An 11,982-nucleotide genomic window follows, 5' to 3' on the forward strand; every position below is an offset into this window, starting at 1 on the left:
ATGACCCGTTTTCGTCAGCTGCTGTATTTGTTCACCGCATGCCTGCTGTTGGGAGTAATGCTTTCGGGTTATTACCTGTGGCACCGGTATTACGTGCAGCCTTTTTCGTGTCAGGCGAATCTGGTACAGCATCATCCCGAAGAGAAACTCTCCCTGTGGCTGAATTACATCTTTGACGGCAACAGCGGGACGCTCAGTATGAATGCCAGCGTTGATAGCGACCCGACAAAAATTATCGACCGGAAAATATTCTTTCGGGTGGAGCGCAAGGATAATGTCTTTTTACTGACTTCCGTGCGGCATATGAAATTCCCGGACGATAATGTTACCGATAACTGGCTCGAAAAATATGAGCCGCAGTTCTTCGTTTACCCTGGAAAAAGTATTTATTTCCGGATTAATGAACAACAAAATGGTAACTATATTTTTACGTTAGGAACATTACCGACATATGTATGCCGAAGTTCAAAAAAAGGATAAGCGTATTCAGTTAACATTTATCAAATCCGCCATTTTCATTTATGCTTGATTGAGAGCTTGAGGATTATCTTAGGAATATAAATAGCAGCCACGCGTTGCAATAATGCTGTTCTAATTCAAATTTGGCAAGAAAATGAAAACTCTCTTTGACTCTTCCGGTGGAGGTATATCTGCGTCGGAAACGCAGTTGCATGTTGGGTTACTGCTGTGGCCACGATATTCACTCTTAGCCTTGTCCGGCTTGCTGGAAGCGTTGCGATATGCAACCAAAGCCCAGAAGAAAAAAACATTTAAAATCAGTTTACTCAGCGAGCAGCCTGATAACCCCATCACCAGCAGCTCCGGGGTGAGCATCAGGCCCGATGCCGCGTATGCGCCGCCGGAGACGTTTAACTACATTGCGACCATCGGCGGCGAGCTGGAGTACCTGTCGCAGGGTTATCCCGGGGACAGAGAATACCTCGCCCATGCCCACCATATGAATATCCCGCTGATTGGGATCGGCACCGGCAGTTTTGTGCTGGCGCAGGAGGGATTTTTGAACGAGCGACGCGCATCGATCCACCCTTTCCATCTTGAGCGATTCCGCCACGCCTTCCCGCAGGTATACGCCGAACAAGGCTATGATTTTATTGATGAGGGGGATGTCCTGACCTGCCCCGGCGGGATTTCAACCATCACCCTCGCGACAGAGCTTATCCGCGCCCACGCCGGCAATGAGATCGCCCATAGCGCCTGCCAGCGCCTGTCCCTGACGGCGCATGAGACGGCCACGCCCCGGCCTGCCAACATTGCCCTGATCCCGGACTCACGCCTGCGCCGTGCTGTCATGATGATCGAGCAGTATCTGACACGCCCGCTCAGCACCGCCGGGCTGGCGAGTGAAGTGGCGCTCAGCGAGCGTCAGCTTAACCGCCTGTTTCACGCCGAGTTTGGCAAAACAGCGCGGGAATTCATCCGCAGCGCCAGGCTGCGCTACGCCTGCTGGCTGCTGAAGAACTCGCAGCAAAGCGTCACGGACATTGCGCGGCGGATGGGCTTTAGCGACTGCGCGCACTTTATCCGTCACTTCCAGACCGAATACGGCTGTACGCCTGGGGCATGGCGCACGTCTCAGAGCTAATGCCCCGATTTCGTGCTTTCTTCGTAGGGTATTACTGGCTCGCCTGGATAGACTTCCGTTAAAAGCCCAACGGAGGGAAGACGACATGAACTGGCAGCCTTTTCGCGGCGATGCACCGGAAAATATGACGATTTTCAGCGCGTCATTTCCCGACATCAGCGACCAGTGGCCGATGAAAGACGATGCTGCCCGTGAGATCGCTACCCTTGACCGGGCGCTGAAAGCCGAGCCTGCGCTCCGGCCTCCGCTTGTTGAATACGAAGAGGGGGGACAGGCCGTGCTTGTCCCGCAGAACCGCTATTCCGAACAGGCCTTTCGCAACCGCCCGGCGCTTACCGCGTGGCGAACCCGGCTGGTGCCCTCCGCACTGGCGCTGTTTGTGGTGCAAAATCCGCTGGAAGAGCGTCTTCCCGACGGAACCAAAATGGACAGCGACAGCCGCCAGTGGTTTATCCACGCTAACGATGCGGTAGGCGTACGCTCCCGCGCCCGGGTGCTGGCCGCGCTGGTAGATAAGTACATTCATAATGAAAGCGAGAACAACTGGGTCAGCCTGGCGAGCGGGGCCGCCATCCCGGTGCTGGAGGCGCTGCGCGAAGCAAAGCTCGACGGCCAGCAGGTATATCTTACGCTGGTGGACAAAGACCCCGTGGCGCTCAGCTGGGCCGAAACTATGGCGGCGCAGGAGGGCATTGTGGTGGGCGAACAGCTGACCCTGCTCCGGCGCAACCTGGTCCATACGCTGGTGCGTAACGAGGACTTACTGCTGGAGCTGGGCGAGCATCAGGCCGAACTGGTCGACGCGCTGGGGATTTTCGAATATTTCAACGACACCGATGCGGTGATTTTCCTCCAGCGCGTGCTGCGGCTGGTAAAGCCCGGCGGGGCGGTGATTGTGTCGAACATGCTGACCAGCAGCCCGCAGATTGACTTTGTGCTGCGCGGTATTGGCTGGGAGGATATTCACCCGCGGTCGTTACAGCAGCTGCAGGATATCCACATCGCGGCGGGCGTCCCGGTGGAAAACGTCACCGTGGTGGTGCCGAAGGATGGGGTGTACGCGGTGATGGAGATTAAAGCGTAGCTCGGTCGGTTTCCTCTCCCTTGAGGGAAAGGATTAGAGTGAGTGGGAACAGGCCGCACAGAGTGACTTGAATTATTTTGGTTTTCCAAACATGATCCCCCCATGAAAATAGAAACCGCACACCCCTCACATTTCGAGCGCCTGGTCGCCATCTGGGAATCTTCCGTTCGCGCCACCCATCACTTTTTACAGGAAAGCGATATTGCGGCGCTGCGCCCGCTATTGCTCAACGCGTATCTGCCAAACCTCACCGTCGTGATGGCCCGCGATGACGCAGGCGTTATTCACGGCTTTTTAGGCGTGGATGAAAACCGCATTGAAATGCTGTTTGTTGATGACGCGAGCCGGGGAAAGGGAATCGGGAAATTACTGCTGAAATATGCCATCTCAGAGTTTGGCGTAAACGAAGTGGATGTGAATGAGCAAAACCCGCAGGGCGTGGCATTTTATCGCCATATGGGGTTTGAGCAGGTTGGGCGCTCGGAAGTGGACGGGCAGGGGAATCCGTTTCCGCTGTTGCATATGCGGTTAGTTGAATAGCCTTCACTCCCTCTTCCTGCGAAGAGGGAGCCTGCAAGCTAGTTACTGGTAATTTGCCCGATGATGACGCCACGCACTTTTTCGCCATCGAAGTAATAAGAGACAGTATTACTCCGGGTGAATCCATTCTGTACTGGCGTCTCCTGATAAAAAAGCATCGCGTTGTTTTTGGCGCTCTCTTTCTTGCCGAACAATTCGACTAAATCCCCATGCGTCGCATTTAACAATGGTAGATTAGCGACTGAGACTCTGACATGCTCCGTTGTTTTCGCACACTCGTTATTGATGCCATCCTGGGCTATAGCTAGCGCAGTTAGCAGTCCTGCACCCATTTCGTTATCAGAAATGAACCAGTAATTCGTTCCATCGTCGTCATGAAGGCAGACCCAGCGTGCGGAACTGTCTTTGTTAATTGGTGTGCTGGAGATGTCTGCCAGATGAGTAACCTCCATTTTCACGGTTTTCTTACCGATGGTAATAGTGGGATAGAGGGGCGCTTCTTTGGGTTCTTCCGGCGTTGTTCCATTATCCTGATAATACCTGGCTGCGAAGCCGGACATTTGGGCTGCTGATGTATTTTGAACCAGGAAAAGAAGTGCAGCCAAAATTAACATTACTTTCATTTTAGATACCCTAATACGTAGCACGGTTATTCCATTCGTCAGTATAGAGAATGTTCCCATCGCAATGCTTCCATGTAATCTTCTCGTAACGGAGTTGAATCTCTTCGAGATGCGTGCTCGTCAAGCCGGTGGGATGCAACAGGGGGGATATAGAGGTGATCTTCACGTTCTCCATTATCATATTGAAATATTCACTCTCAACGCCCTGGTCAAGAATTCGATACATTTTCAATTCTGCTTTTTTTAATGTTCTTCCTTCACACATAGCACGATATAAAACAGGCGTTGCAGCATCAAATTCCTTATGCAAATTTAAGGGGGAATGAACTCTCGTGCCTGTCAAACGACCAGTATGCGAGCTCTCAGGGATCCATACCTGATGGATAACTGAACGGATTTCAAACGATCCTAATCTCGCTGGCAGTAAGGATGGACCAACGATGGGCGAACCATTTTCATCAAACAACCACAGATGAGCGGGAATTGACATAATTTACTCCTGTTAAATAGTAATTATCTTTTTTTACGTAAAAGGATATAGAGGCCTACAATAACTACAACTGACCATATTGCATTCATTGCGATTTTTTCGGGTAGCCAGGTTACGGCAAATAGTGCAAATATTATGACGAATAAAAGGGGAGTTGCGCCTCTCAGGAAAAATATGAGTTGGCCTTTTAGCCAGTCTTTAATAGCTTTAATCATCCCTTTATCATCCTTGAAATCGCGTATGCAATGTCGCTGTCTGAAGCATAAGCTTGGTTAAGTATGGGGGACCTCATTATTATGGGCTCAATCAAGAAAAACATCATTTCAAGCTCTTCCTGATAAAGGAGATTATAGTAATAAGCATTATAGTTTTTTAGATGGTTGGCGCTTCTGGATGCCTGCTCAACGATGCCATAAACTTTTAAACCAAGGACAGCATAAGTAGAAAACGATGTGATCTTTTCTTTCATCCAAATGTTGGTATGAACACTACTACAAATTGCAATAGTTGCCGAATATATAAAAGCCTGGCTGGAGAGCATCGATGATGAAATTGATATGCCTAAATACATAAGATTTCGTTGTATGTTATGTATTCTTTTTTCACTCTTGTTGCTTAATAGACTTTTAATATAAATATAGAGCATCTTAAAGATAACGTCTCTGTGTTTTATTAACTGGACAATACCTATCAAAAATCTTGAGTCTTCTTTGCGTAATCGTAAACATACGTCCTGATAGTTTTCAGTAAAGCACGAAAGTTGATAGCTTAATCGTGTTGCCCCATCATCTAACAGTTGTGCTTGCTTTAATACTTCATCTTTTACGCCAGTTAAGGCATGTTCTAACTTTAAAGCCAATATTTTATGTGCATCTATTGATGTTATTAATGAGTCGCTATAATACATATTGCACCCTTTAACAGTAAACATAGGCACAAGTTTCTATTAATATTGGCGTTCTGCTGTGATGCATATCGCAATAATTTATCTTTAATAAAAATAACAGGGATTTTAACCTTGTATTATATTTATCATGAATAATGATTGGCTATCAATTTAGATATTGTATGAGCGTGAGAATGAGGGCGTTAGATCCGTTGTGTATTAGTTTAATAGCCGTATGGCCGGTAAAGGCGAAACTGGGTGCCGCGAGCTGAGCGTAACTACGAGTGTTGCTTTGAGATTGTAGTGATCTCTCACTAGAAATCTGATGTCTCCTTTCCTGGCCAAGTATCCGGAATTTCCGGATACTTGGATGCTGATCAATTTCGCCATCAGAAATTCTATTTACGAGATGCTAATTGATGGTTCGAACACGGCGATGGGGTTGCGTCTTTCTTTGCATGTCGTCTCCCCATCTACATCGTCTAACACGCATGGCTGGTTGTATGCCAGAAACAGTCGTTAAGCCAGGTGGCTTGTATTTGATTTTGCGAGGCGCTTTCCAGGACGGGGAGCTTGGATCGCTGCAAGCGCGTCCTCTATCTCAATGAGCTTTGCTTTCGCGCGTTTATAATCATCCTGCAACCTCTGCTCCTGCTCGTTATACGCCACCAGAACGATGCATCCTTTCATTACTTTTATCGTGACCTGCTGTCCGGTATCAAAACCTGCTGCGCGTAGCCACTTGCCGGAAAGGATGATTTTCGGCGTGGATTTGTCGAAAACATTCGGGCGGTATCCCACAATTAACGAACGCTCGGTTCCGGATTGGTCGGTGTCTGGGGTAGAATGCGAATCAGCCATAATCAACTCCTTGATAGTTGGTGAGGTTAGACGCCCATTAGTGCTCCAACACTGCTGGGCGTTGTAAGAATTCTGAATCCATGTGGTAGGTACCACATGCAGATAAATTAACCGAAATGGTACCTACCATGCAAGCGAAAAAGAAACCTAATTTTGACCGTACTAAGAGCACGATGAAGAACATTCGGTTTGAGGATGAGCTTTTGGAGCAGATTGAGAAGGCAGCAGGGAAAGGGAATTTTAGTAAGTGGGTGAAGGAAGCTTGTAGGTTAAGATTATTATCTAGCCAAAGAGAGTAGTAAATATGGAAATATTAATTGATGAATCAGGTTCATTTACTCCTGAAAGTGAACTAGAAAATTCTTGGAGTGTAGTTGCTGCTTATATTTGTCCGGAAACTGAAAAAAGGAAATATAGGAATGCTCTCAATAATTTAAAAAAGAGGAATGGTTTAGGCAGACAAGAGATAAAATTAGTTAACATTAGTGAAAATAACTATATATTGTTTCTTAAAGAAATTTCGCAGCTGAACGGTAGTCTTTTTTGCGTTGTAACAGACTCATATTATAATAATAAAAGCTTTATCGAAAACCATAAAGATAAGCATGTGAAAACCATAATAAATAGTATTGAGCAGATGCGCTATCACGAGGGAAAACTTGCGCAACATTTGATGGCAAAAGAATTATTGTCTGTATCTCTCCCACTTTATATTCAGTTGATGTGCCAAATAAGATTAGTGCATACAATAATAGCACAATCTGTAAATTACTATGCGCAACGGCAACCACAAACGTTAAAAAAATTCAAATGGCGTTTAGATCAAAAACAGCCGTCTCACAAGACTAAGTATGAGTTGATATTTGAAAAATTTTCACCAGCTTTATTGCAAATGTATACCCTTGAAAATCCTTTGGGTATAGTGGATGGTTTTAACTATAAATATATGAGAGAGTTTATTTATAATGAAGGAGAGATACCTAACTATCTGATTGAGAAAAAACCATCCTTAGCTTATAGCCGCGCTTTTAACATCCAAAAAATATTACGGGATGACATTAGTTATGAGGATTCAATGAAAAATGACGGTTTGCAAGTTATAGATCTTTTGGTTTCTGGTGTGCGTAAGCTTTTAAAAATGAGATTTGCAGATAATATTTTAATAGCCAATCTACTCGGCAGTCTCATGATACAGCAGAAATATAACAATCCGCCCATAGACATAATTGTCTTCGATGAGAAATCTGCTGCTTTAAAAACTGAATTAGACGAGCTTGTAAGAATATTAATTAAAAACTCAAAACGAATGATACGTTGAAGTAGCTAAAATTTTTGGCGGAAGATCACAGGAGTCGAACCTGCCCGGGAACGCTGGCGTCCCCAACTGGATTTGAAGTCCAGCCACCTCACCGGAGATGACGATCTTCCGCGCCTGCATTGCTACATGGAGGCGGGGCGCATTATAGCTACTTTCAGGCATTTACCACATACCCCGACACACTTTTTTCACCTCTCTTTTGACCTGAATGGCCCCCTTTCAGTTAATTCTTAAGAAAATCCTCATGTTAGCCCTGCGTGCTGCCAACATTTACCCCGATCACAAAAAACAAGAAACGTAATTTGCTAACCAGAAAACGCAATACTCGCCCCTGGAACAATGGTTTAAAACCTCTGTAACCGGTCTCAGTGCCCTCATCGCCACACGGCAGGCGCCTGACGGCCAGCAAAGGATTACAGGACCAGGAGGACGAAAGTATGAAAATCAGTGATGGAAACTGGCTTATTCAACCGGGGCTGAACGTGACGTATCCGGTGCAGGTGTTCGACGTGGAGCAGCAGGGCAACGACCTGGTGATCTACGTAGCGCCGCGCGACGTTCGGGAACGGGCCTGGCAGCTCGATACGTTGATGTTCACCGTCCGGCTTTTCGCACCGCAGGAAGGAATTGTCGGGGTGCGCATCGAGCATTTCCAGGGCGCGCAGGATAAAGGCCCGCACTACCCGCTCAACGTATTGAAAGATGCGAAGGTTGAGATTGAAAACAACGCGGAGTTTGCCGAGCTGAAAAGCGGCAACGTCAGCGTGCGCGTCACCAAAGGCGAGTTCTGGGCGCTGGATTTCCTGCGCGACGGGCAGCGCATCACCGGCAGCCAGCTGAAAAACAACGGCTACGTGCAGGACGCCACTACCGACCGCAATTATGTGTTTGAACGCCTGGATCTGGGCGTGGGGGAAACGGTCTACGGTCTCGGCGAGCGCTTTACCGCCCTGGTGCGCAACGGCCAGCGGGTCGATACCTGGAACTGCGACGGCGGCACCAGCACCGACCAGTCCTACAAAAATATCCCGTTCTACCTGACCAACCGCGGCTACGGCGTGCTGGTCAATCATCCGGAAAACGTCTCCTTCGAAATTGGCTCGGAGAAAGTCTCCAAAGTACAGTTCAGCGTCGAAGGGGAATTCCTGGAGTACTTCGTGATCGACGGCCCGACGCCGAAAGAGGTGCTGAACCGCTATACCCGCTTCACCGGGCGTCCGGCACTGCCGCCGGCGTGGTCGTTCGGCCTGTGGCTGACCACCTCATTCACCACCAACTACGACGAAGCGACGGTAAACAGCTTTATCGACGGCATGGCCGAGCGCGACCTGCCGCTGCACGTCTTCCACTTCGACTGCTTCTGGATGAAGGCCTTCCAGTGGTGTGATTTTGAGTGGGACCCGGTCACCTTCCCGGACCCGGAAGGCATGATCCGCCGCCTGAAGGAGAAAGGGCTGAAGGTCTGCGTGTGGATCAACCCCTACATCGGCCAGAAATCACCGGTATTCCAGGAGCTGAAAGAGAAGGGCTACCTGCTCAAGCGCCCGGATGGCAGCGTGTGGCAGTGGGACAAATGGCAGCCGGGGCTGGCGATTTATGACTTCACTAACCCGGACGCGTGCCGGTGGTATGCCGACAAGCTGAAAGGCCTGGTGGATATCGGCGTCGACTGCTTCAAGACCGACTTCGGCGAGCGTATTCCGACGGACGTGCAGTGGTTTGACGGGTCCGATCCACAGAAGATGCACAACCACTACGCCTTCATCTATAACGAGCTGGTGTGGAACGTGCTGAAGGAGACGGTGGGCGAGGAAGAGGCGGTGCTGTTTGCCCGCTCCGCGTCCGTCGGGGCGCAGCAGTTCCCGGTTCACTGGGGCGGCGACTGCTACGCCAACTACGAATCGATGGCCGAAAGCCTGCGCGGCGGGCTGTCGATTGGCCTGTCCGGCTTCGGGTTCTGGAGCCACGATATCGGCGGGTTCGAAAACACCGCCCCGGCGCACGTCTACAAGCGCTGGTGCGCGTTCGGGCTGTTCTCCAGCCACAGCCGCCTGCACGGCAGCAAATCCTACCGGGTGCCGTGGGCGTACGATGGCGAATCCTGCGACGTGGTGCGCCACTTCACCGAGGTGAAATGCCAGTTGATGCCGTACCTGTATCGTCAGGCGGCGCTGGCCCGCGAGTTCGGCACGCCGATGCTGCGCGCGATGATGCTGGAGTTCCCGGACGATCCAGCGTGCGATTACCTCGACCGCCAGTACATGCTGGGGGATTCGGTGATGGTCGCGCCGGTGTTCTCCGAGGCGGGCGACGTGCAGTTTTACCTGCCGGAAGGACGCTGGACGCACCTGTGGCACAACGATGAAATCCAGGGCAGCCGCTGGCATAAGCAGCAGCATGATTTCATGAGCCTGCCGGTTTACGTGCGCGACAACACGCTGCTGGCGCTGGGCAACAATAAACAAAAACCGGACTACGCGTGGAACGAGGGGACGGCTTTCCAGCTGTTTAACCTGGATGATGGCACCACGGCGGTGAGCGAGGTACCTGCGGCGGACGGCGCGGTGGCGTTTACGCTGAAGGCGTCACGTCAGGGCGACACCGTGACCTTTACCGGCGCGGGTGACGCGCGGAACTGGTCGGTCTGCTTGCGCAACGTGCAGAAGGTGAGTGGCGTGAAAGGCGGTTCACACGCAGGCAGCGAGTGGGGCGTGGTGGTGAAAGCAGAGGGGGATGAGGTGGTGGTTCACTTCTGAGCCGCAAAAATGCCCGGTGGCGCTTCGCTTACCGGGCCTACATGGGATCGTAGGCCGGGTAAGGCGTAGCCGCCACCCGGCTTGTTTATTGCACTGGCGTTGAAACTACGCCACCCGTCATCGTCTGCTGCACCTGCTGTTTATCCATATTCACCGCGTTCAGCTTGCCGTTTACTGTTGGCTTCAAGGGCGCACTGGCCTGCACGCTGCCGCTGGCGGTGAGCTGAATATTGCCGTCGCCCGCAATCGGCAGCGCAGGCCAGCCCCACTGCTGCAGCACGCTGAGCGGCACGCCGCGCCCGTTCAGGCTCACGGTAGCCTGTCGTTGCGGAAGCTGTGAAACCGTTGCGGTCGCTTCAAGTATGCCTTTCTCGGTAAATGCGCTCAGGTCGGTAATATTCACCGTGGCGGCGTTGGCGTTCAGCGCCAGCGACGGACGACGCACGTCCACGCGGTTAAAGGTTGCCGCCGCGCCGTTCAGGGTTGCGCTGCCGCCCCAGACGCCCCACTGGCGATCTTTCGCCAGCTGCAGATTTGCGCCATAGCCATCCAGGGAGGTGATCTGCCACGGGAAGGCAGGATCGATGTCGATCACCAGGTTACGGCTCAGGCCGAATTTTTGCAGCGTGACGCTGTTCAGCCATTCCGGCAGAGGCTCCATCCATAGCGTTTTCCAGTTTTCGGGCAGGGTGTACTCCAGCCCGGCGATGGCGACATCGTCCAGCACCAGCGCTTTGCCGTCGCGCAGCCAGTTACCGGAGGTACGCACCATGCCGCCTTCCCAGCGGGAGGTGAACTGGCGCAGCGCCATGCCCTGCGGAGAGAATTCCGCATTCAGGATAGGGTCGAACAGATGCAGTGAGCCGTAGATGAACTCGCTGGCGTTCATGGACAGGCGGCCTTCCTGGCTCTGCCAGTCACCTTTGCTCAGCGTCAGATTGCGCAGGCTCAAATCAAGGTCGGTTACCGCCCAGTCCGGGCCCTGCAGCCGGGCGTCGGTAACGTCCAGACGACCAATCTGCAGAGAAGGGATGGTCGTCAGCGGCGCGAAAAACGCCATCAGCGTTTTATCGCTCTGCAGGCGGATTTCGTTCAGACGCAGGGTATCGATAATCCAGCTCCCGTCGGCGTTGCGCAGGGCGGAGCCGGTGAGCGAGCCGCGGGCCATATCGGCACCAATGGTGTTTAGTACGACTTCCTGGCCGTTAAGCTGGCCCTCGATCAGCACGTTGGTGGCCGGTACGCCGTTCAGGGTCAGCGAGCCAGCGCTCATCTGAATCTGCGCATTTTTACCCAGCACGTTGCCCGCTTCTGGCTGCCACGGGCTGACGCCGCCCGTCACCTTTTGCGCGCTCAGATCCCACTCGGTATTGGGGCTGTTGAACGCCATATTGCTCAGCTGCAGGCGATCCGCCTGTAAGGGCAGCGGCGCGGTTTGCGGAGAGAGATTCAGCGTGCCGTCGAACAGCGTGATGGTGTCCATATGCAGCGGATCGGTTATCTGACGGCTGCTCAGGCCAATATCAACTTTTTTGGCGACCAGCGTGGCGGGTTTACCGTCCCGACCGAAGGTGACGTTTTCCAGAATGATGTGGGAAGGCGACGAAAAGCGGTGGTTCATTTTGTCGAAACTGAGTTCGTAGTCGGTATTCACCGTCACCCAGCTGCTGACCTGAGCCGCGCCCCAGCGGGTCTGGAGCAGAATATAGAGCGCCAGTATCACGATGAGCAGGGCGACAAGAAGATAGACGAGTAGCTTTCCAATAAATTTCATGGTCTTCCATCCCGCAAAACACACATAGAGGAGTTATGCACGATTTA

12 protein-coding genes and 1 tRNA gene are annotated in these 11,982 nt (G+C 51.4%); 7 read left to right on the plus strand and 6 right to left on the minus strand.

What is annotated here, in order from left to right:
- The 4 genes from E3U32_RS07830 (at position 1) to E3U32_RS07845 (ending at position 3,227) form a co-directional block, all read left to right on the plus strand.
- Positions 1–480: a hypothetical protein gene (locus E3U32_RS07830; RefSeq protein ID WP_134348323.1), complete on the plus strand. Its 480-nt coding sequence runs from the start codon at positions 1–3 to the stop codon at positions 478–480.
- A gap of 253 nt (positions 481–733) precedes the next feature.
- Positions 734–1,603, plus strand: a complete 870-nt coding sequence (locus tag E3U32_RS07835; RefSeq protein WP_286164242.1) for a GlxA family transcriptional regulator — start codon at positions 734–736, stop codon at positions 1,601–1,603.
- 85 nt (positions 1,604–1,688) lie between these two features.
- Positions 1,689–2,687 carry a class I SAM-dependent methyltransferase gene (locus tag E3U32_RS07840; RefSeq protein ID WP_134348324.1) on the plus strand — a complete coding sequence of 333 codons (999 nt, stop codon included), beginning with the start codon at positions 1,689–1,691 and terminating at the stop codon, positions 2,685–2,687.
- Between the two features lie 102 nt (positions 2,688–2,789).
- Positions 2,790–3,227 (plus strand): acetyltransferase, encoded by a 438-nt coding sequence (locus E3U32_RS07845; protein ID WP_134348325.1) that lies wholly within the window; start codon positions 2,790–2,792, stop codon positions 3,225–3,227.
- A gap of 38 nt (positions 3,228–3,265) precedes the next feature.
- On the opposite strand, the gene E3U32_RS07850 is transcribed toward E3U32_RS07845, so the two are convergent.
- The 4 genes from E3U32_RS07850 to E3U32_RS07865 form a co-directional block, all read right to left on the minus strand.
- Entirely contained in the window at positions 3,266–3,850 is a 585-nt protein-coding gene (locus tag E3U32_RS07850) for a hypothetical protein (protein WP_286164243.1), read from the minus strand.
- A gap of 10 nt (positions 3,851–3,860) precedes the next feature.
- Positions 3,861–4,340 (minus strand): Hcp family type VI secretion system effector, encoded by a 480-nt coding sequence (locus E3U32_RS07855; protein WP_134348326.1) that lies wholly within the window; start codon positions 4,338–4,340, stop codon positions 3,861–3,863.
- 211 nt (positions 4,341–4,551) lie between these two features.
- On the minus strand, positions 4,552–5,247 hold the full coding sequence (locus E3U32_RS07860) for a hypothetical protein (RefSeq protein WP_126786504.1): 696 nt from the start codon (positions 5,245–5,247) through the stop codon (positions 4,552–4,554).
- Between the two features lie 498 nt (positions 5,248–5,745).
- Positions 5,746–6,087, minus strand: a complete 342-nt coding sequence (locus E3U32_RS07865; RefSeq protein WP_134348327.1) for a SymE family type I addiction module toxin — start codon at positions 6,085–6,087, stop codon at positions 5,746–5,748.
- A 128-nt stretch (positions 6,088–6,215) separates the two neighbouring features.
- Between E3U32_RS07865 and E3U32_RS07870 the strand changes: the two genes are divergently transcribed.
- Positions 6,216–6,386: a YlcI/YnfO family protein gene (locus tag E3U32_RS07870; protein WP_134348328.1), complete on the plus strand. Its 171-nt coding sequence runs from the start codon at positions 6,216–6,218 to the stop codon at positions 6,384–6,386.
- A 5-nt stretch (positions 6,387–6,391) separates the two neighbouring features.
- Positions 6,392–7,405, plus strand: a complete 1,014-nt coding sequence (locus E3U32_RS07875; protein WP_134348329.1) for a DUF3800 domain-containing protein — start codon at positions 6,392–6,394, stop codon at positions 7,403–7,405.
- Positions 7,406–7,420: 15 nt separating this feature from the next.
- Here the strand turns inward: E3U32_RS07875 and E3U32_RS07880 are convergent.
- Positions 7,421–7,515 (minus strand) — tRNA-Sec (locus tag E3U32_RS07880).
- 327 nt (positions 7,516–7,842) lie between these two features.
- Between E3U32_RS07880 and yicI the strand changes: the two genes are divergently transcribed.
- Entirely contained in the window at positions 7,843–10,161 is a 2,319-nt protein-coding gene (gene yicI, locus E3U32_RS07885) for an alpha-xylosidase (RefSeq protein WP_134348330.1), read from the plus strand.
- A gap of 85 nt (positions 10,162–10,246) precedes the next feature.
- On the opposite strand, the gene E3U32_RS07890 is transcribed toward yicI, so the two are convergent.
- Positions 10,247–11,935, minus strand: coding sequence for an AsmA family protein (locus E3U32_RS07890; RefSeq protein WP_134348331.1), 1,689 nt, complete (start codon positions 11,933–11,935; stop codon positions 10,247–10,249).
- Positions 11,936–11,982 lie beyond the last annotated feature (47 nt).

The sequence above is a fragment of the Lelliottia nimipressuralis genome, assembly GCF_004402045.1.
Taxonomy (GTDB): domain Bacteria; phylum Pseudomonadota; class Gammaproteobacteria; order Enterobacterales; family Enterobacteriaceae; genus Enterobacter; species Enterobacter chinensis.